Here is a 21,226-nt window from a genome sequence, read left to right as displayed (position 1 = left end):
GCCTCAATTCGCTTGGTGAGACAGCTACAACATAGCGAAACTGCCTAGATTTATGAAATTCTCCCTGCCTTTTGCGGACAAGCTACCTAAAATTCCTAACCGTGCAATGCCTGCGATTGGTGCACCTGTTATGGTACTTGCAACGCTTGCTATGGTGGTGTTGCCCATTCCAGCTTTCTTGTTGGATATGTTCTTCACCTTTAACATTGCACTGTCTATGGTTGTGCTGTTGGTTTCGGTTTATACCCGTAGGCCTTTAGACTTCGCAGCATTCCCGACCGTACTTCTGATTGCGACTCTGCTCCGCTTGGCCTTGAACGTTGCTTCGACACGTGTGGTATTGCTCCATGGTCATGAAGGTGGTGATGCTGCCGGTAACGTTATTGAAGCCTTTGGTAACGTTGTTATCGGTGGTAACTATGCGGTTGGTTTGGTGGTGTTCTTGATCCTGATGATTATCAACTTCATGGTTGTTACCAAAGGTGCGGGTCGTATCTCGGAAGTAAGTGCACGTTTTACCCTTGATGCTTTACCGGGTAAGCAGATGGCAATCGATGCCGACTTAAATGCAGGTTTGATCGACCAAGATCAGGCTCGTACTCGACGTTTTGAAGTGACCAAAGAAGCCGATTTCTACGGTTCAATGGACGGTGCATCTAAGTTTGTTAAAGGTGATGCGATCGCCGGTATCTTGATCTTGTTCATCAACATCATTGGTGGCTTGAGTATTGGTATGGTTCAGTTTGACCTTGGTTTTGGTGAAGCGATTGAAATCTACACGTTACTGACTATCGGTGATGGTCTGGTTGCACAAATCCCGTCTCTACTCCTTTCTATCGCTGCCGCGATGATGGTAACGCGTCAAAACACTGATGAAGATATGGGGCAACAGCTCTTCTTCCAAATGTTCGATAATCCCAAATCTTTGATGATAACCGCCGCTATCCTTGGCATCATGGGTATTGTTCCGGGGATGCCGCACTTCTCGTTCTTGAGCCTCGCCGTTGTTGCGGGTGCTGGTGCCTATTACATCGATAAAAAGAATAAGAAGAAGGCGCTAGAGCCAAACCTTCCGGCGACCGTTGAAGCGAGTGGAGAGACTGGTTCTCAGAAAGAACTTTCGTGGGATGATGTTCAGCCTGTTGATATTATTGGCTTAGAAGTTGGCTACCGTTTGATTCCTCTCGTTGACAGAGACCAAGGTGGCGAACTGCTTGAACGTGTTAAAGGGGTGCGTAAGAAGCTGTCTCAAGATTTTGGTTTCTTGATCCCAGCAGTACACATCCGCGACAACCTAGAATTGACGCCAAACAGTTACCGACTCACCTTAATGGGAGTGGCAGTTGGTGAAGCCGAGATTAAGCCGGATATGGAACTCGCGATTAACCCAGGCCAAGTGTATGGAATGATCGATGGTGAGCCGACGATTGACCCTGCCTTTGGCCTAGAAGCGGTGTGGATTCGTGAAGAGCAGCGTGAACATGCGCAAGCCTTAGGTTATACGGTTGTTGATTCATCAACCGTGTTGGCAACACACCTCAGTCAACAGCTAACGAATAACGCATCACAATTGATTGGTCACGAAGAAGTTCAGAATCTTCTTGAAATGCTTAGCCGTTCAACGCCTAAGTTAGTGGAAGGCTTTGTACCAGATCAATTACAGCTTGGTGTCGTTGTGAAAGTGCTACAGAACCTATTGAATGAAGCCATTCCAATTCGTGACATTCGAACAATAGTCCAAACTTTGTCGGAGTACTCAGGTAAGAGTCAAGAACCTGACATACTTACGGCGGCTGTTCGTATCTCTTTGAAACGACTAATTGTTCAAGAAATCAATGGTATAGAGCCAGAACTACCCGTAATAACTTTGATTCCAGAGCTGGAACAAATCTTGCATCAAACCATGCAGGCATCCGGCGGAGAATCTGCTGGTATTGAACCTGGTTTAGCCGAACGTTTACAGACCTCACTCAGCCACGCCACACAAGAGCAAGAGCTGAAAGGGGAGCCAGCAGTGCTACTGACCTCTGGTGTATTGCGTTCGACTCTGGCTAAGTTCGTGAAGAACACGATCCCAAGCTTGAGAGTGTTATCTTACCAAGAGATACCGGACGAAAAGCAGATACGTATAGTACAAGCTGTTGGTAATTAAGCCGCCTAATTAGAACGGACGATCGAATTGAAAATTAAACGATTTTTTGCAAAAGATATGCGAACCGCACTGCTCCAAGTTAAAGAAGAACTTGGCTCAGAAGCGGTGATCATGTCTAACAAAAAGGTCGCAGGTGGCGTGGAAATTGTTGCCGCTATTGATGGCGAGTCTAGCCCGTCGACAGCGAGCCAGAGATTAAATAAACCTCAGCAGCCTGCGCAAAGCCAATATACGCAAATGGCCGCGCCCGCAGCACCGGCAGGACGTCGTCAATTAGACGATGACAAGGTTAGCCTACAGACGAATGCTGAAGGTGGACGCTCAATGACCAAACGCTTTGCGAATATGCTAAAGCAATACAGTCATGGCGCCGATGATGAGCCACAACACCGTGCTGAAAACGAAGACTCGTTGTCAGCATTGCTAAATCGCCAATCCAGCACGGGTCATAAGCCGCATAGTAATCGTCAGTCTCTTGGCAACCAGCCGTCTCTTGGTAATCAACAGTCTTCCGGTAACCAACAGTCTTCTGGCAACCGACAGTCTCATGGGAGCCTCGATTCAGCATTTGCCCGTGAAACCGGCTTATCCAAATTGATTGCCGAAGACCGCAGAGTAGAGCGTCCAGCACCTCGTTTGGATCCTACCCGTTATGATCGTGGTCGTGAGAACACTCAGTCGAAAGGTTCAGATGCTGAAATGGAGACGATGCGCGAAGAGATGACCTCAATTCGTCGTCTGTTAGAGCATCAAGTGTCAGGACTAATGTGGCAAGAAGTTGAGCGTCGTGAACCGCTCAGAGCAATGCTTATCAAACGCCTTGAGCGTATGGGTGTATCTGCCGAGCTTGCCGATCAAATGGCCTGTTACATTCCTGAAGATACCAAACCTGCACGTGCATGGAAGGCTTTGTTAGCCCTGGTTGCTGACCAAATCTCTGTCACGCAAAAAGATATTTTAAAACGCGGTGGTATTGTGGCTTTATTGGGCCCGACTGGCGTAGGTAAAACAACGACGGTTGCTAAGCTAGCTGCACGCGCAGCCATGGAATATGGTGCTGACAACGTCGCACTAGTGACAACGGATACATATCGTATAGGTGCACATGAGCAGTTATCGATTTATGGTCGAATTATGGGTTGTCCTGTAAGAGTTGCTAAAGATTCTAGTGAATTGGCCGATGTAATATATCAGTTACGTAATCGTCGCCTGATTCTGGTCGATACTGCAGGCATGGGACAACGAGATGTTCGCCTATCCGAGCAGTTAGACACATTGATGCAAGAGAGTGGTTCCGTTATCAATAGTTACCTTGTGTTGCCTGCAACCGCACAACGCAAAGTACTACAAGAAACCATTGAACACTTTAGAAGAATCCCGTTGTCGGGATGTATCCTGACTAAGCTGGATGAATCCCTTAGCTTGGGTGAGTTCATCAGTGTGGTAATACAAAATGCATTACCAGTTGCTTACATAGCAAATGGTCAACGAGTTCCTGAAGATATCGTCATAGCTCAGCCAAAGTATATGATTGCTAAGGCCAATGAGTTATTAGAAAAATCTACAGAGAATGAACCTCATTACTGGAATAGCGATTCTGAAGGGCTCTAGGCGGCGGATAAATATGAATGAGAATATGATACACGATCAAGCTAGCGGCCTCCGTCGCTTAACCAAGCCTTCACTCACAAAAGTTATCGCTGTAACCGGTGGTAAGGGAGGCGTCGGTAAATCGAATGTGACGTTAGGTATGGCTATTTGTATGGCTCGCCAAGGCAAGAAAGTCATGGTACTGGATGCCGACTTAGGGCTGGCTAATGTAGACATCATGCTGGGCATTCGTTCTAAACGAAACCTGGGTCATGTGTTGGCTGGCGAATGTGAACTTAAGGATGCGATTGTTGAAGGGCCGCACGGAATTAGAATTATTCCAGCGACATCTGGCACACAAAGCATGACTGAACTTTCACACGCTCAACACGCTGGGTTGATTCGTGCATTTGGTTCGCTTGAAGATGAGATGGATATCTTGTTGGTTGATACCGCTGCGGGTATTTCAGACATGGTAATTAGCTTCTCAAGAGCGGCGCAAGACGTGGTTGTTGTGGTCTGTGATGAGCCTACCTCAATCACAGATGCATATGCACTGATCAAGCTTTTGAGCCGGGAGCACCAAGTTCAGCGATTCAAAATTGTTGCAAATATGGTCAGAAGCTACCGCGAAGGCCGAGAATTATTTGCAAAGTTGACTTTGGTCACAGAGCGCTTCTTGAATGTGAGCCTCGAACTCGTAGCATGTATTCCTTTAGATGATAAAGTACGTCAATCAGTCAAGAGACAGAAAATCGTAGTAGATGCGTACCCTCGTTCTCCAGCTGCATTGGCAATCAGCTCTTTGGCTAATAAAGCATTGACCTGGCCAATACCAAAAACGCCAAGTGGACACTTGGAGTTCTTTGTTGAAAGGCTGCTTAATCGTACTGAATTTATAGAGGAACCATTTGGTGAATAAAGCGCTTACTTACGATCAACATGCTAATCACAATAGCCAGCAGGCTTTTTTTGAGAAGTATTCTGTGTTGGTTAAACGTATCGCTCATCACTTGTTGGGGCGATTACCGCCTAATGTCTTGGTTGATGACTTAATTCAAGCTGGCATGATTGGCTTGATTGAAGCGCAACAAAACTATGATGGTACTAAAGGCGCAAGCTTTGAGACGTATGCAGGTATTCGGATTCGCGGAGCTATGTTGGATGACATTCGCCGTGGTGATTGGGTGCCGAGATCGGTTCATAAAAATAATCGAGAAATCAGCAGTGCAATCGCGGAATTAGAGGGTACCCTCAACCGCGACCCAAGTGATGCCGAAGTGGCAAAGCATATGGGGCTGAGTTTAGACCAGTACCACAACGCTTTAACTGATATTAATTGCTCAAGACTGGTCGGGATCGAAGATTTAGGCGTCTCAGATGATGTAATATCTCCGAATGAAGACTCTCAAGATAACACGCCTTTTCAAGGGGTTGCTGATGAGTCATTCCGTCAAGCTTTGATCGATTCGATAAAACAACTTCCGGAAAGGGAAGGCCTCGTGCTTTCGCTTTATTACGACGAAGAACTCAATTTAAAAGAGATAGGGGAAGTACTAGGTGTCAGCGAATCTCGCGTCAGCCAAATACTGAGCCAATCTATGCAGCGTTTACGCACTAAGTTAAGTGCTTGGACACAGAACGACTAACAACACTGATTTTATTCAGTGGAGGCTAATTTGAACAAAAACATGAAAATTCTCATTGTTGATGATTTTTCAACGATGCGCCGAATTGTTAAAAACCTACTTCGCGATTTAGGTTTCAACAACACTCAAGAAGCAGACGATGGCTTAACCGCGTTACCTATGCTGAAAAAAGGCGAATTTGATTTCGTGGTAACTGACTGGAACATGCCAGGCATGCAAGGTATTGACCTGCTTAAACACATTCGCGCAGATGCAGAACTTAAGCACCTTCCAGTGCTTATGATCACTGCGGAAGCGAAGCGTGAGCAGATCATCGAAGCAGCGCAAGCGGGTGTTAATGGTTACATTGTGAAGCCTTTCACTGCTGCAACGCTGAAAGAGAAACTTGATAAGATTTTTGATCGCTTATAAGCATCAATAAGTTTTAGGCACTTCTAGGCAAACACTGACCGATAAGTTCTCTGTTTATCTCGATAGCCTAAGCGCACAAAGTATGCGGAGTAAGGCCGAACTCAGGATGATTTCATTAGAACAAGCAAAAAAATTAGTAGAGCTGCTTGAGAACGATAAGCAGCAAGATGCTGATTCTCTTGTTAGAAGCATTTATGAAGACAATTTTAGTCTTCAAGACAATCCAATGCTTCAAGAAATAGGAAGTTTGACTCGCGACCTCCATGACTCTTTGACTCAATTTAATTTCGATGAGCGCATCAGCGTTATCGCAAATGATGAAATCCCTGATGCAAGGGATCGCCTTCAGTATGTCATTGATAAAACGGAAGTTGCGGCAAATAAGACGATGGACGCTGTCGATCGTTGTATGCCAATTGCAGACAACCTACACGAGTGTTTACTTCAAGTAAGGCCTCAATGGAATGAACTGATGCATGGCCGCATTGAGCTGGCACAATTTAAAGCTTTATGTCACCGCATTGATGGATTGCTTGTCCAAGTAGAAGGCGATAGTACTGAACTACGTGGACAATTGACTGAAATCTTGATGGCTCAGGATTTCCAAGATTTAACTGGGCAGATAATTAGCAAAGTTATTACCTTGGTGAATGAGGTTGAAGGACGTTTGGTCGAGATTCTCACCGTATTCGGTGCGAATCAAATAGAGCCAACTCCAGAGTCAGAGAAGAAAGCATCTATTGCGCCTGAAGGTCCAATTCTGAACCCAGAAGAGCGTGAAGATGCTGTTGCATCTCAAGATGAAGTCGACGATTTGTTATCCAGTCTTGGATTTTAAAGGTAACGTATGAGCTACGATTTAGACGAAGATATTCTTCAGGACTTTTTAGTCGAAGCAGGAGAGATCCTTGAACTCCTATCAGAACAACTGGTAGAGCTTGAGAATAACCCTGACGACAAAGACCTATTAAATGCTATTTTCCGTGGTTTCCATACAGTAAAAGGTGGTGCTGGTTTCCTAGCATTGACTGAGCTGGTGGATACTTGTCATGGTGCTGAGAATGTGTTCGACATTCTACGAAACGGCCAACGCAGCGTAACATCAGGTTTGATGGATACGATGCTGCAGGCGCTAGATACAGTTAATGTACAGTTTCAAGCCGTGCAAGATCAGGAGCCTTTAGTGCCAGCTGATCAAGCTTTATTGGATGAACTTCACCGCCTCTGCAGACCGCAGTCTGCCGATGAAGCTGCCCCAGTCGAAGCACCAGTAATCGCTGAGCCAGTTTTTGAAGCGCCTGCTGAACCGATCGTCGAAAGCGCAAGTATTAGTGCCTCTTCAGTGGATGATATCTCTGAGGATGAGTTTGAGCGTCTGCTTGACGAGCTTCATGGTAAAGGTGGTTCACCAACAGCATCTTCTGTACCAACACCGCCGCCAGCTCCTGTTGCTCCTCAGTCGGTTGCTGAGAGTGGTGATATTACTGACGACGAATTCGAAAAGTTATTAGATGAACTGCATGGTGCGGGTAAGAGCCCGACGGCAGTAAGTTCTGCACCTCCTCCGCCAGCACCTTCTTCTGCACCCGTTTCGGCGATGTCTGAAGGTGATGACCTGATGAGCGACGAAGAGTTTGAGAAGCTACTAGATCAGCTACATGGTTCTGGTAATGGGCCAACTATTGAAGAGCTGGATGCGGCAACTAAGCCAGCTGCAGCGAAGCCAATTGCTCCAGTGCCAGCTCCACAAGCAGCACCTAAGCCTAAACCATCGGCACCGGTCGCTGTTAAAGAAGCCCCTGCGAAAGCAGAAGTTAAAGCGCCTGCGAAGAAACAACAAGCTGACGCAACAGTTCGTGTCGATACGTCAACACTGGATACCATCATGAATATGGTGGGTGAGCTGGTGTTGGTTCGTAACCGACTTGTGAGCCTTGGCTTAAACAGTAACGATGAAGAAATGGCGAAAGCTGTCTCGAATTTAGATGTTGTTACCGCAGACCTTCAAGGTGCGGTAATGAAGACTCGTATGCAGCCGATCAAGAAAGTTTTTGGTCGTTTCCCACGAGTTGTCCGCGACCTTGCTCGTAGTTTGAAGAAAGACATTGTTCTTGAAATGCGCGGGGAAGAAACGGATCTTGATAAGAATTTAGTTGAAGCACTTGCCGATCCACTGATTCACTTAGTGAGAAACTCTGTGGATCACGGTATTGAAATGCCTGAAGCCCGTATTGCGGCTGGCAAATCACAAACGGGTAAAGTGATTCTATCTGCCTCGCAAGAAGGTGACCACATTGAACTGGCTATCGTTGATGATGGCGGCGGTATGGACCCTGATACGTTGCGTGCTATTGCGGTTAAACGTGGTCTGATGGATGAAGATGCAGCGTCTCGCTTATCAAACAAAGAATGTTTCAATCTTATCTTTGCTCCTGGCTTCTCAAGTAAAGAAAAAATCTCGGATATCTCTGGCCGTGGTGTAGGTATGGACGTTGTGAAAACAGCGATCAACACACTGAATGGCTCGATTGATATTGATTCAGAGATGGGACAAGGCACCAAGATTACGATCAAGGTTCCATTGACGCTGGCGATTCTACCCACCTTAATGGTCGGTGTTGCCGGTCATCCATTTGCATTGCCATTGGCTTCTGTAAACGAGATCTTCCACTTAGATTTAAGCCGCACAAATGTTGTTGACGGCCAACTGACTATTATCGTTCGCGATAAGTCTATTCCGTTGTTCTACTTGCAAAACTGGCTGGCACCTAAAGCGGGGATTGTAGAATTACGTAAAGGACACGGCCACGTTGTTATCGTGCAACTTGGTAGTCAACGTGTTGGTTTTGTTGTTGATACGCTTATTGGCCAAGAAGAAGTCGTTATCAAACCACTTGATAAACTACTACAGGGCACGCCAGGAATGGCCGGTGCGACAATTACAAGTGATGGACACATTGCATTGATTCTAGATGTGCCGGACTTGTTGAAGCAGTACGCAGCTGCGTCAAGAATTTAATTTAAGGATAAATATGGCGATTAAAGTATTAGTCGTTGATGATTCGAGTTTTTTTCGTCGTCGCGTTAGCGAGATCATCAACTCAGAGGCTCGCCTAGAAGTCATTGATGTAGCAGTAAACGGTAAAGAAGCGGTTGAGAAAGCGAAACAGCTGAGACCTGACGTAATCACGATGGACATCGAAATGCCTGTCATGGACGGCATCACCGCCGTTCGTGAAATCATGGCTGCGTCTCCAACGCCTATTTTGATGTTTTCGTCGTTAACCCATGATGGTGCGAGAGCAACGTTAGATGCATTAGACGCTGGTGCTTTAGACTTCTTACCTAAGAAGTTTGAAGACATCGCACGTAACCGTGATGATGCAGTCGCGTTGCTTCAACAACGTGTGATTCAGATTGCAGCAAAGCGTGCGTTTATGCGCCGTGCTCCTATTGCACCACGAGCTACAACTACAACAGCTTCAACATCAGCACCATTGCGCCAACCGATTTCAGCTGCTGCTTCGGCAGTGAAGCCGGCGGTTGCCTCAACGGCGAAATTCAGAGCTTCGGGTAAAAAGTATCAATTAACTGCAATTGGTACCTCTACCGGTGGCCCTGTTGCGTTACAGAAAATTTTGACACGCATCCCTGCACACTATCCACATCCAATTGTGTTAGTTCAGCATATGCCAGCAACGTTCACCGCCGCTTTTGCTAGCCGACTGAATACCTTATGTAAGATTGAAGTTCGCGAAGCACAGGACGGAGATGTGTTGAAACCTGGAGTGGCTTATCTTGCTCCTGGTGGTAAACAGATGATGGTTGACGGCCGTGCAGGATCTGCTCGCTTAAGAATTATCGATGGCGGCGACCGAATGAATTACAAACCTTGTGTGGATGTAACCTTCGGCTCTGCAGCGAAAATCTACGGCGATAAAGTCTTGTCTATGATACTGACTGGTATGGGTGCTGATGGTCGAGAAGGTTCGCGTATGTTAAAAACTGCGGGCTCGACAATCTGGGCGCAAGACGAAGATAGTTGTGTTGTATATGGTATGCCTCAAGCTGTAGCAAAAGCTGGCATTTCTACTGAAGACCTCCCTCTAGACCGCATTGCGGAAAGGATTTTGGTTGAAGTTGGGTTAGCTTAGGTAAATCGAAATGATTGTTTGGAGTGTTGCAAACCAAAAAGGTGGTGTTGGTAAAACGACCTCGACCGTGACCCTAGCAGGTTTACTTGCGCTGAAGGGGCACCGTGTTCTGTTGGTTGATACCGATCCGCATGCATCACTAACCACCTATCTGGGTTACGACTCAGATACGGTGGAATCGAGTCTGTTTGATCTATTTCAGTTGCGTGAGTTTAACGCGCCGACAGTAAGACCTTTGATTTTACAAACGGAAGTCGAAGGTATCGATATTATTCCCGCGCACATGTCTTTGGCGACATTAGACCGTGTGATGGGAAATCGAAGCGGTATGGGGTTGATCTTGAAGCGCGCTTTAGCGGCTTTAAAAGACGACTATGACTATGTGCTTATCGATTGTCCGCCTATTTTAGGTGTGATGATGGTCAACGCATTAGCTGCCAGTGACCGTATTTTGATTCCGGTACAGACTGAGTTTTTGGCAATGAAAGGCTTAGAGCGCATGATTCGCACCTTGGCTATCATGCAGAAGTCTCGCAAAACACCGTTTAAGGTGACGATTGTCCCGACGATGTACGACAAGAGAACCAAAGCATCACTGCAAACATTAACTCAGCTAAAAGAAGATTATCCAAATCAAGTTTGGACATCTGCTGTACCGATAGACACTAAGTTTAGAGATGCTAGTCTAAAGCGCTTACCAGCATCTCATTTTGCATCGGGTAGTCGTGGTGTATTTGCTTACAAACAGCTGCTTATTTATCTCGAAAGGCTGGCGATAAATGAGCGCGAATAAAGAATCAACAATGGCGCGATCAAGTTTATCAAGTGAACAAGCACTTGATGATTACTTTGCTGCGTTATTAGGTGATGAAATGCTGGATTCTGACGAATTTTTTGTTGACGAGACCAGCGATGAGTCATCATCTGCAGAGCCAGAGCCAGAGCCAGAGCGTCAAATTTCAAGTTACTCGACGTATGCTGAGTTGCGAGAAGCTGAATTTGAAGTGCCCAATCTGGAAGACGTTCAAAAACTACTGAGCCGCTTAGAAGCGACGAACGTGGTTGATGAACTGAATCTTGATGAATTAATGGATCAGAACACGCGGAAAATCGCTCAGCAAGCAGACATGCAAATGTTTGATGCTGCGGTGGAATCCGTTCAGCTTTCTGTAGAGCCCGAGATTCAAGATTGGAACCTCCCAGAGCCAGATTCATCAATGGTTGTTGATCGACCTGTTGAACGACCAATTGAGCAGCAAGCCGAGTCTCCAATAGCTGAAGAGCCAGAAGTTGAATCTATCAGTGAACCCGAGGTTGAGCTTGAAACTCAATCTGGCGGTATTGAACGGTTTACATCTTGGGAAACTACGGCTCGAACAGAAGATTTTCAGGTACTGTATTTTGATGTCAACGGGGTAACTTTTGCTGTTCCTCTTGATGAGCTTGGTGGTATTCATCGCCTTGAAGAGCTAAGCCATTTGATTGGTAAGCCTGCTTGGTATTTAGGTTTGCAAACAAATCGAGACAGTCAGTTAGATGTGGTCGACACTGCAAAGTGGGTGATGCCTGAGAAACTAACGAATGATGAATACAAAGAAAACTATCAATATATAGTGATGCTTGGTGAAAGCTTATGGGGTCTTGCGGGCACTGAGCTTAAAGGTACCGAGCTTCTTAATACAGATAAAGTACGTTGGCGAGAAATGGCAGGTAAACGCCCATGGCTCGCTGGTATGGTAAAAGAAAAAATGTGTGCTTTGATTCATGTCGAAGCATTGATCGCCATGCTAAACGCAGGGCTAGATGTAAAAGCATTAAGCTAGTAATAAGCATTAGGCTAACAATAAGCATCAAGTTAATAATAGTGGTCGGTAACGACGGCAAGAGGATTAAATATGTCTCATATGAGTGAAATTGAAGTAAGAAAAGACCCAACCAATGATGAAGTACTTCAATGGGTGACATTTCAACTAGAAGAAGAAACTTACGGCATTAATGTTATGCAGGTACGTGAAGTACTTCGCTACAGTGAAATTGCTCCAGTACCGGGTGCTCCAGATTACGTTCTAGGTATTATTAACCTACGTGGTAACGTTGTTACTGTTATCGACACTCGTTCTCGCTTTGGTTTGATGCAAGGTGAAATCACAGACAACACTCGTATCATCGTTATTGAATCTGAGCGTCAAGTCATTGGCATTCTAGTAGACAGCGTTGCTGAAGTGGTTTACCTACGTTCTTCTGAAATCGATACAACTCCAAGTGTTGGTACTGATGAAAGTGCTAAGTTCATTCAAGGTGTTAGTAACCGTGATGGCAAGCTGCTTATCTTAGTAGATCTAAACAAACTACTAAGCGAAGACGAATGGGATGAGATGGCTCACCTGTAATGTTTGAAGCGCTTCCTTTAAGCCCTGTTGCTCTGATTGCTGGAGTCGGGGTTTTTACGTTATTCATTCTGATTTTGATTAGCAAAGTAAAACGTGCGATTCAAAAACAGCTCGATCAGTCACGCCTGCAAGTTCGCAACTTGGACAAAGAACTTCAAAAATCGAGCAAGCAATTGCTTGAAGTTCGTTCAGTCGTGGTTGGCCTTGGTCAGAAAGTGACGGAGCAGCAAGATCTAATAAAGCACTTGAATGAACGCATCGTAGAGCTGGAACATGTTGATACCGATGGGCGCTTGTACACGCGTGCGACGAAAATGGTTCAGCTTGGCGCAGGGATAAACGAACTGATCGAAGAGTGTGAATTACCTAAAGCTGAAGCTGAGCTGATGATGTCTCTACAGAACAAGCTCGCAGGTAAGGAAAAAATCCCTTCGCTAAGAAGTAACCCTTCATCGTACGATGAACAACCGACATCCCCTCGCGATCGCAGAGACCCGACTCGACGTCGTTAAATTGAGCGCTTACTGCGTATTGAGCAATTGATGTTTATCATGCATCTCTCTTAAAAGAAGCTTCGGCTTCTTTTTTTATGCCTGTTATATCTATATAGAACGTTGTTTATAAGTGTTTGTATCTAATGCAATATCTTGTTTGTTGATGAAAATGTGTAAATTGTGATGCGGTGGTAACAGTTTCTTACGGAGTTTGTCTTATCGAAAAGGCCTAATCCTGTTTTGTCACCTTATTGGTGTGCTACTATAGCCCTCTCATTACTCGACTAAATTTACCTATGCTTGAAGTCTCAAATTTAACTGCTATTCGTGACGACAGGGTTCTATTTGAATCGTTGTCTTTTCAATTGAAACCTGGTGAGTTGGTTCAAGTTGAAGGTCGTAACGGTACTGGGAAAACGACACTCCTTAGGATTATCACTGGGTTAGGTGATCGTGATGAAGGCACTATATCTTGGGATGGTGAGTCCATTGAAACGAGTCGAGATGTGTATCACCAAAATTTGCTTTTTCTTGGTCACCAAACTGGCGTAAAACGCGAGCTTAGTGCCTATGAGAACCTGAGCTTCTATCAATCGATTCACAGCGGTGGGACGAGTAACGAAGAACTTTACAATGCATTGGCTCAGGTAGGCCTTGCTGGACGAGAAGACGTGCCTGCAGGTCAACTTTCTGCTGGTCAACAGCGCCGTGTGGCATTGGCTCGCCTGTGGTTAAGTAAGCAAATGTTGTGGATTCTAGATGAACCGCTGACTGCCATTGATAAGCAGGGTGTTAAAGTTCTTGAGTCTCTTTTTTCTCGGCATGCAGACAACGGTGGCATTGTGTTGTTAACCACACACCAAGATATGTTTGCTGATAGCCCGAAACTAAGAAAAATAAAGTTGGGTGAGTAATATGATTTCTTCAATGACAACGATCATTCGACGTGAGCTGTTGATCGCATTTCGTCGCCAAGCTGATATCTTTAACCCTCTGTGGTTTTTTATCATTGTCATCACTCTTTTTCCATTGAGCATCGGCCCTGAGCCAAACCTACTTGCGCGTATCGCAGCGGGTATTGTTTGGGTTGCTGCTTTACTCTCTGCATTACTCTCTCTTGAACGATTATTCCGAGACGATTTCCAAGACGGTGCACTTGAGCAGATGATGCTGATGCCCATCCCGTTGCAGTTGGTAGTATTGTCCAAGGTCATAGCGCACTGGATATTGACAGGGTTACCATTAATATTGATCAGTCCGTTGTTGGCGGTACTGCTGTCCTTGGATTTCGATACTTGGTTATCGGTGGTCTTAACGTTATTGGTTGGTACGCCTGCATTAAGCTTTATTGGTGCGATTGGTGTCGCTTTAACGGTTGGATTACAAAAAGGCGGTGTGCTGTTAAGTCTGCTTATTTTGCCGTTGTATATCCCAATTCTTATATTTGCTACATCCGCGATTGATGCGGCAGCACTAGGCGTTGCGTATAACGGACAATTAGCTGTGTTAGGGGCAATGCTAATGGGCGCTATGACGCTCACTCCATTTGCCATAAGCGCAGCGCTGAGAGTGAGTGTTAACTAGTTAATTATCCAATTAAAACTAGCTAACCAAGCGCTCACCACCGCTTTGTTTGTTCAAAGTGAACTAATTTAAGCTTTCAGACTCATAGAGTCACTGAAAGAGACAGTAAGCCAAATAAATATAATAATTATAGCTGTGATAGCTGTAAGCAATATGAAGTAAGAGTGAGATTACAACATGTGGAAATGGCTCCATCCCTATGCCAAAGCAGAAACCTCTTATCAGCTAGCTGGTAAACTTCTGCCATGGTTCTCTATCCTAGCGCTATTGTGTCTATCCGTCGGTACTGTATGGGGGCTTGCATTTGCGCCTTCTGATTACCAACAAGGCGATAGTTTTCGTATCATCTACATCCATGTTCCGTCTGCGATTTGGTCGATGGGCGTATACATGTCGATGGCAATTGCGGCATTTATCGGCTTGGTATGGCAGGTAAGACTATCAGATATGGCTGCATTGGCTATGGCGCCTATTGGTGCTGTTTTTACCTTCATAGCGCTGCTAACCGGTGCTGTTTGGGGGAAACCAATGTGGGGTGCTTGGTGGGTCTGGGATGCGCGTTTGACCTCTGAGCTGATTCTTCTATTCCTATACTTAGGTGTGATTGCACTACACCACGCGTTTGATGACCAAAAAACCGCAGCGAAAGCAGCAGGTATTTTGGCTATCGTTGGTGTCATCAACCTACCTATCATTCATTTTTCAGTAGAGTGGTGGAACACACTTCACCAAGGCGCGACGATTACGAAGTTCGATCAGCCTTCTATTTCAAGTGACATGCTATGGCCGCTTCTTCTTAACATCTTCGGCTTCGCCTTTTTCTTTGGTGCTGTGACTATGGTTCGTTTTAGAAACGAAATCATCAGTAAAGAAAGTCACCGTCCGTGGGTTCGTAAACTCGCGGCTGATAAAGCGTAGTAGGGTAGGTAATTATGTATTTTGAATCTCTGAGTGATTTCTTTGCCATGGGTGGCTACGCCTCATATGTATGGAGTGCATTTGGAATCACATTCCTCGCGATGATCATTTTACTGGTCTTAAGCGTTCGTCGTGGTAAGCAATTACTAAATGAAGTACAAGCTAAGATTGATCGTCAAGCTCGTATCGATGCAGCAAAAAATATGGAGAACACTCTATGAACCCAAGACGCAAAAAGAGGCTGGGCATTGTCTTAGCGATCTTTTTTGGTATCAGTGCAACTATTGGATTAATGGTTTATGCGCTTAACCAGAACATGGATCTGTTCTACACGCCAACTGAGCTTGTTAATGGCAAAGACGGTAAGAAACCTGAAGTTGGCCAACGCCTGCGTATTGGTGGCATGGTTGTAGTCGGTTCTGTAAGCCGTGACAACGAATCACTACGTGTAAGCTTTGACTTGAAAGATGTTGGTCCTAAAGTAACGATTTTATACGATGGCATTCTTCCTGATCTTTTCCGTGAAGGACAAGGTATTGTTGCTCAAGGCGTTCTAAAAGATGCGACAACAATTGAAGCGTTCGAAGTCTTAGCGAAACACGATGAAGAGTACATGCCTTCTGAAGTTGCTGAAGCAATGAAGAAAACCCATGAGCCAATGCAGTACTCTACAGAACAAAAAGAAGGAAGTGCTCAATGATAGCCGAGATCGGCCACTTTGCCATGATCCTGTCCTTAGGGCTGGGCTTGCTTTTGAGTGTGCTCCCACTGTATGGGGCTGCTCGAAATAACACATTATTAATGAATAGTGCGCGACCGCTATCGTGGGGTATGTTCGGATTCCTAGCGATTTCGTTTTTTATCTTGTGTTACGCGTTCTACACCAATGATTTTACGATTCAATACGTAGCAAGTAACTCGAATAGCCAACTTCCTTGGTACTACCGAATCACAGCGGTTTGGGGTGCTCATGAAGGTTCATTACTGCTTTGGGTTCTTATCCAAGCGGGTTGGACGGTTGCAGTAGCGACGTTCAGCCGTGGTATGCCTCAAGAGTCTGTGGCTCGTGTGCTGGCTATCATGGGTTTGATTACGGTCGGCTTCTTGCTGTTCATTATCGTAACATCTAACCCGTTCTTACGAACACTGCCTTACTTTCCTGTTGATGGCCGTGACTTAAACCCACTACTGCAAGACCCGGGTTTGATCATTCACCCGCCAATGCTTTACATGGGCTACGTAGGTTTCTCTGTTGCGTTCTCTTTCGCTATTGCATCTCTAATGAGCGGTCGTTTAGATACGGCATGGGCTCGCTGGTCTCGTCCTTGGACAATCGCTGCTTGGTTATTCCTAACTGTAGGTATCGCACTTGGTTCATGGTGGGCTTACTACGAACTTGGCTGGGGTGGCTGGTGGTTTTGGGATCCAGTAGAAAATGCTTCATTCATGCCTTGGTTAGCTGGTACAGCGCTGATGCACTCACTAGCGGTAACCGAAAAGCGTGGCACATTTAAAGCTTGGACAGTATTGCTGGCTATCTCTGCATTCTCGTTAAGCTTACTAGGTACATTCTTAGTTCGTTCGGGCATTTTGGTATCTGTTCATGCATTCGCATCAGATCCTGCTCGTGGTATGTTTATTCTAGGTTTCCTAGTGTTCGTTATCGGTGGTTCACTGCTGTTGTTTGCTGTAAAAGGCGCATCGGTTCGTGTCCGTGGTAATTTTGATTTGGTTTCTCGTGAAAACGCACTACTTGGCAACAACGTATTGTTGATTGCAGCGTTAGTAGTTGTGTTAGTCGGTACGCTATTACCATTAGTCCACAAACAGTTAGGTCTGGGTTCGGTTTCTATCGGTGCACCATTCTTTGATATGTTGTTCTTCTGGTTAATGATCCCGTTCTCGTTCCTATTGGGTATCGGTCCATTGATCCGTTGGAAGCGTGACAACCTGTCTAAGCTGATTAAGCCAATGTTAGTGTCGGGTATCTTCTCGTTAGGTTTAAGTGCGCTAATGGTGACCATGCTAGCTGACCGCTTCAGTGGTACTGCTTTTGCTGGTTGGGTGATGGCGTTCTGGATCATCTTCATGCATGGCTTTGAATTGCATGAGCGTGCAACACACCGTCATACCTTCATGAAAGGCCTAACCAAGCTACCTCGTAGCCATTGGGCTATGATCTGTGGTCATATTGGTTTAGCCGTAACAGTGATTGGTATTGCGATGGTGCAGAACTACAGCATTGAGCGTGATGTGCGTTTAGCGCCAGGCGAAAGCTACCAACTTGAAGAATACAACTTCCTGTTTACAGGGGTACGTGACAAAGATGGCCCTAACTACGATGGTTACATTGCTGACTTTGAAATTACCAAAGAAGGCAAATACATCAACACGCTTCACGCTGAAAAACGTTTCTACACTACTGCTAAGTCTATGATGACAGAGGCGGCGATCGATCGTGGCGTAACGCGCGACCTTTATATCGCAATGGGTGAGCGTTTAGACGACGACAAATCTTGGGCTGTACGTATCTACTACAAACCATTTGTACGTTGGATCTGGGCAGGTTCTTTGATCATGGCAATTGGTGGTGTTATTGCCATCAGTGACCGTCGTTACCGTTTCCGTAAGCCAACGAAAAAATCGGCTCAAGAGCAGGAGGCTTAATTCGAATGAACAAAAAGATTTTATTCATTCCATTGATTGCGTTCATGGTTCTAGTTGGAATCTTTGCAACTCAATTGATGCGTAACCAGTCGGGTGATGACCCGACTAAACTTGAATCCGTATTAATTGGCAAGCAGGTCCCTGAGTTTGGCCTAGAGGATTTGGAACAACCGGGTAAGTTTCATGATCAAGCTATCTTTAAAGGTGAGCCACTGCTTCTTAATGTGTGGGCGACTTGGTGTCCGACTTGCTACGCAGAGCACTCTTACCTAAACAAGCTTTCTGATCAAGGCGTTAAGATTATTGGTCTTAACTACAAAGATGATCGCAATAAAGCGGTAGGTTGGTTAAATGAGTTAGGTAACCCGTACTTAATCAGTTTGTTCGATGGCGACGGAATGCTAGGCCTCGACCTTGGTGTTTATGGTGCTCCAGAGACTTTCTTAATCGATGCTAACGGCATAGTTCGCTATCGTCATGTTGGTGACGTAAACCCAACTAACTGGGCATCGACACTTAAGCCGATGTACCAGAAGTTGTTGGAGGAAGCGAAATGATTAAGAAAGCACTGATTATTCTATTCGCGACATTTGCTATTTCGGCGACAGTTTCTGCTGCGCCTATCGAATTTCATGAATTTGATACGGTTGACCAAGAGCAACAGTTCAAAGAGTTAAGCAACACGCTGCGTTGTCCAAAATGTCAGAACAACACGATTGGTGATTCGAATGCCGAGCTTGCGGTCGACTTGCGTCAAAAAGTGTATGAGATGACAAAAGACGGTAAGTCGAAGCAAGACATCATTGATTATATGATTGCCCGCTACGGTAACTTTGTTACTTATAATCCACCACTGACACTAGCCACGTCGATCCTTTGGGTTGGCCCATTTTCGGTTGTTGTGTTCGGATTTGGTTTGATCATTTTACGAAGCAGAAAATCAAAGTCGAAAGTAGTGGAGTCAGATAAAGACTGGGATGCAGACAAAGAAGCTCGCTTAAAAGCGTTACTCGATGAAGAGAACGACGGAGATAAGAAGTAATGACACTATTTTGGATTTCTACAGTTGTCCTTTCATTAGCGGCGATTTTGTTTGTTGTTATGCCTTTCATTAATAAGAAGGCGAACAATGACGAAATGCTTCGCGACGAGTTGAACAAAGCATTCTATAAAGATCGTCTCGTTGAATTAGAAGTAGAAGCAGAAGAAGGTCTTGTTGATAACCAACAAGAACTGATCGCTGATTTGAAACAGTCTCTACTTGATGATGTACCTGCACAGAAAGAGATGAAAAAAACACAGGTCTCTACGTTGGGTGTTGTTGTTCCTTCTGTGATTCTGGTTCTGGTTGTGACTTATGGTATGTACTTTCAGTTTGGTGCATTAGATAAGGTTCAACACTGGCAAGAAGTGAGTTCGAATCTTCCTGAGTTGTCTAAAAAGTTAATGTCATCAGAAGGTGGCGCGCTAACGGATGATGAATTGGAAGATTTGACTCTAGCGCTTCGTACTCGTCTTCACTACCAACCAAAAGATTCGACCGGTTGGTTACTGCTTGGCCGTATTGCGTTAGCAAACCGTGACGCTGAAACAGCGAAAGATTCTATGGAAAGAGCTTATAAACTTGAGCCTAAGAATGAAGATGTTCAGCTAGGTTTTGCTCAAGCACTGATGCTTTCACCTGATGAAGCCGATCAAAACCAAGCGCGTTTGATTTTGAGCCGTTTGATCCAAAACGATTATGTCGACCTTCGAGTATTCTCACTGTTAGCGTTTGATTCGTTTGAACGTCAAGATTACCCAGGCGCTGTGAAGTATTGGAGCATCATGCAACAGATGATTGGTCCACAAGACAGCCGCTACGAGATGCTGTCACGCAGTATTGAAAGTGCTCAGAAGAAAATGGGCGACACCATGGGTGTTGACCAAGGCAAGAGTGTTGCAGTAACGCTTGAGCTGTCTAGCGATGTGAATGCTGATCCTAAGTCTGTGTTGGTAGTTTCGGTACACAGAGCGGATGGTTCGCCAATGCCTATCGCTGCCGCTCGTTACCCATTGGGTTCTTTCCCACGAACGGTTGTACTCGATGACGGTAACAGCATGATGGAAGGCCTAAAGCTGTCTAGCCTTGAAACTCTGATGGTTAGAGCTAGGCTTGATACAGATGGTAACGTTTCAACTCGCGATGGTGATTGGTACGGTGAAAGTGAAGTGGTTGAACTGGGTGCTCCAGTGACCATTAACATCAATAAGCAATATTAATCATCACTTTGCATAAGTGTTAGCTATTCCGATTTAATGACAAACGGTATAGACTTACGCAAACAATTGAGGCCAGCGATTGCTGGCCTTTTTTTTATTTGAATTCCTTATGGAAAAGGTGATATGTCTGTCAGTGTTTTAAGACTCTTGAGTTTACTTTTTATCGCAAGCTTAACGGTGGGTTGTTCTAGCGCACCAGATGAAAGCATGAACGATGATAACCTCGACACCTCTGAATACCTCGAAGAGTCCCATCCGAATGACCCTTTCGAAGGGTTCAACCGAGCGATGTGGGATATCAACTACGAGTATTTAGACCCTTATTTAGTTCGACCTGTTTCTCTCGCTTATGTTGACTACACCCCTGTACCCGTTCGTTCTGGTATCTCCAATTTCCTGGCCAACTTAGACGAACCTGCGAGCATGGTGAACAACATATTCATGGGCAATGGCGAGAAAGCACTCGACCACTTCAACCGCTTTTGGATTAACTCAACATTTGGTCTTTTAGGCCTAATCGATATTGCCAGTGAAGCGGGTATCACCAAATATGACGACAAGTCGTTTTCTGATGCGATTGGCCATTATGGAGTAGGGAATGGACCTTACTTCATGGTTCCGGGTTATGGTCCGATTACGACTCGCGAAGTGACTGAGCAAGTGGATAGCCTATATGTGCCTTTAGCTCTGTTGAACTTCTGGGCAAGCTTAGGAAAGTGGGCATTTGAAGGTATGGAAACCCGTGCTCAGTTAGTGTCACAAGAAGCTCTGTTGGATGACTCGCCAGATCCATATGCTCTGACTCGTGAAGTTTACATTCAGCGTCGTGACTTCAAAGCGGAAATTGAACCCGAAGAAGTTGACCTTGAAGAAGAAGATTTCATCGATGGGTACCTAGAAGATTACTAGATTTAATTCTCGGAACAACAGATAAAAGAAAGGCTCGATGTTGATA

Annotated in this window: 22 protein-coding genes; all 22 read left to right on the top strand. The window is 45.2% G+C overall.

The window, feature by feature from the left end; translation table 11 throughout:
* Positions 1 to 52 precede the first annotated feature (52 nt).
* Complete coding sequence (gene flhA / locus BCU75_RS11995) at positions 53 to 2,152, top strand: flagellar biosynthesis protein FlhA (RefSeq protein ID WP_102473993.1); 2,100 nt, start codon at positions 53 to 55, stop codon at positions 2,150 to 2,152.
* Between the two features lie 27 nt (positions 2,153 to 2,179).
* Positions 2,180 to 3,763 (top strand): flagellar biosynthesis protein FlhF, encoded by a 1,584-nt coding sequence (flhF, locus tag BCU75_RS11990; RefSeq protein WP_076678091.1) that lies wholly within the window; start codon positions 2,180 to 2,182, stop codon positions 3,761 to 3,763.
* A gap of 13 nt (positions 3,764 to 3,776) precedes the next feature.
* A complete protein-coding gene (locus tag BCU75_RS11985) occupies positions 3,777 to 4,664 on the top strand; it encodes a MinD/ParA family protein (RefSeq protein ID WP_004736216.1) in 888 nt (295 codons plus the stop codon).
* Positions 4,657 to 5,391: an RNA polymerase sigma factor FliA gene (locus BCU75_RS11980; protein ID WP_017076812.1), complete on the top strand. Its 735-nt coding sequence runs from the start codon at positions 4,657 to 4,659 to the stop codon at positions 5,389 to 5,391. Before BCU75_RS11985 ends, BCU75_RS11980 begins: the two co-directional genes overlap by 8 nt.
* A gap of 42 nt (positions 5,392 to 5,433) precedes the next feature.
* Complete coding sequence (cheY, locus tag BCU75_RS11975; protein ID WP_016767062.1) at positions 5,434 to 5,802, top strand: chemotaxis response regulator CheY; 369 nt, start codon at positions 5,434 to 5,436, stop codon at positions 5,800 to 5,802.
* A gap of 106 nt (positions 5,803 to 5,908) precedes the next feature.
* Positions 5,909 to 6,640 carry a protein phosphatase CheZ gene (locus BCU75_RS11970; protein WP_102473992.1) on the top strand — a complete coding sequence of 244 codons (732 nt, stop codon included), beginning with the start codon at positions 5,909 to 5,911 and terminating at the stop codon, positions 6,638 to 6,640.
* Positions 6,641 to 6,649: 9 nt separating this feature from the next.
* The gene (locus BCU75_RS11965; RefSeq protein WP_102473991.1) at positions 6,650 to 8,821 is read left to right on the top strand and encodes a chemotaxis protein CheA; all 2,172 of its coding nucleotides are present in this window, start codon (positions 6,650 to 6,652) and stop codon (positions 8,819 to 8,821) included.
* 13 nt (positions 8,822 to 8,834) lie between these two features.
* A complete protein-coding gene (locus BCU75_RS11960; protein WP_102473990.1) occupies positions 8,835 to 9,956 on the top strand; it encodes a protein-glutamate methylesterase/protein-glutamine glutaminase in 1,122 nt (373 codons plus the stop codon).
* Between the two features lie 10 nt (positions 9,957 to 9,966).
* The gene (locus tag BCU75_RS11955; protein WP_017076808.1) at positions 9,967 to 10,749 is read left to right on the top strand and encodes a ParA family protein; all 783 of its coding nucleotides are present in this window, start codon (positions 9,967 to 9,969) and stop codon (positions 10,747 to 10,749) included.
* The gene (locus BCU75_RS11950; RefSeq protein WP_102473989.1) at positions 10,736 to 11,779 is read left to right on the top strand and encodes a chemotaxis protein CheW; all 1,044 of its coding nucleotides are present in this window, start codon (positions 10,736 to 10,738) and stop codon (positions 11,777 to 11,779) included. The genes BCU75_RS11955 and BCU75_RS11950 overlap by 14 nt, the downstream gene beginning before the upstream one ends.
* A 72-nt stretch (positions 11,780 to 11,851) precedes the next feature.
* Entirely contained in the window at positions 11,852 to 12,346 is a 495-nt protein-coding gene (locus BCU75_RS11945) for a chemotaxis protein CheW (protein ID WP_004736225.1), read from the top strand.
* Complete coding sequence (locus BCU75_RS11940; protein ID WP_076678085.1) at positions 12,346 to 12,858, top strand: DUF2802 domain-containing protein; 513 nt, start codon at positions 12,346 to 12,348, stop codon at positions 12,856 to 12,858. Before BCU75_RS11945 ends, BCU75_RS11940 begins: the two co-directional genes overlap by 1 nt.
* 278 nt (positions 12,859 to 13,136) lie before the next feature.
* On the top strand, positions 13,137 to 13,754 hold the full coding sequence (gene ccmA / locus BCU75_RS11935) for a cytochrome c biogenesis heme-transporting ATPase CcmA (RefSeq protein WP_102465760.1): 618 nt from the start codon (positions 13,137 to 13,139) through the stop codon (positions 13,752 to 13,754).
* Between the two features lies 1 nt (position 13,755).
* Entirely contained in the window at positions 13,756 to 14,424 is a 669-nt protein-coding gene (gene ccmB / locus BCU75_RS11930; protein WP_076678083.1) for a heme exporter protein CcmB, read from the top strand.
* A 177-nt stretch (positions 14,425 to 14,601) separates the two neighbouring features.
* On the top strand, positions 14,602 to 15,342 hold the full coding sequence (locus BCU75_RS11925; protein ID WP_004736229.1) for a heme ABC transporter permease: 741 nt from the start codon (positions 14,602 to 14,604) through the stop codon (positions 15,340 to 15,342).
* A 14-nt stretch (positions 15,343 to 15,356) separates the two neighbouring features.
* On the top strand, positions 15,357 to 15,563 hold the full coding sequence (gene ccmD, locus BCU75_RS11920) for a heme exporter protein CcmD (RefSeq protein WP_004736230.1): 207 nt from the start codon (positions 15,357 to 15,359) through the stop codon (positions 15,561 to 15,563).
* Entirely contained in the window at positions 15,560 to 16,042 is a 483-nt protein-coding gene (gene ccmE / locus BCU75_RS11915; protein WP_076678082.1) for a cytochrome c maturation protein CcmE, read from the top strand. Before ccmD ends, ccmE begins: the two co-directional genes overlap by 4 nt.
* Entirely contained in the window at positions 16,039 to 18,009 is a 1,971-nt protein-coding gene (locus tag BCU75_RS11910; protein WP_102473988.1) for a heme lyase CcmF/NrfE family subunit, read from the top strand. The genes ccmE and BCU75_RS11910 overlap by 4 nt, the downstream gene beginning before the upstream one ends.
* Positions 18,010 to 18,014: 5 nt before the next feature.
* A complete protein-coding gene (locus BCU75_RS11905; protein WP_076678080.1) occupies positions 18,015 to 18,566 on the top strand; it encodes a DsbE family thiol:disulfide interchange protein in 552 nt (183 codons plus the stop codon).
* The gene (locus tag BCU75_RS11900; RefSeq protein WP_102473987.1) at positions 18,563 to 19,051 is read left to right on the top strand and encodes a cytochrome c-type biogenesis protein; all 489 of its coding nucleotides are present in this window, start codon (positions 18,563 to 18,565) and stop codon (positions 19,049 to 19,051) included. Before BCU75_RS11905 ends, BCU75_RS11900 begins: the two co-directional genes overlap by 4 nt.
* Positions 19,051 to 20,271 (top strand): c-type cytochrome biogenesis protein CcmI, encoded by a 1,221-nt coding sequence (gene ccmI / locus BCU75_RS11895; RefSeq protein WP_102473986.1) that lies wholly within the window; start codon positions 19,051 to 19,053, stop codon positions 20,269 to 20,271. Before BCU75_RS11900 ends, ccmI begins: the two co-directional genes overlap by 1 nt.
* A 123-nt stretch (positions 20,272 to 20,394) precedes the next feature.
* The gene (locus BCU75_RS11890; protein ID WP_102465764.1) at positions 20,395 to 21,180 is read left to right on the top strand and encodes an MlaA family lipoprotein; all 786 of its coding nucleotides are present in this window, start codon (positions 20,395 to 20,397) and stop codon (positions 21,178 to 21,180) included.
* Positions 21,181 to 21,226 lie beyond the last annotated feature (46 nt).

The organism is Vibrio splendidus (assembly GCF_002873455.1).
GTDB lineage: Bacteria > Pseudomonadota > Gammaproteobacteria > Enterobacterales > Vibrionaceae > Vibrio > Vibrio splendidus_J.
The sequence above is the reverse complement of the archived record's forward strand: the minus strand, read 5'-3'. Positions and strand labels throughout refer to the sequence as shown.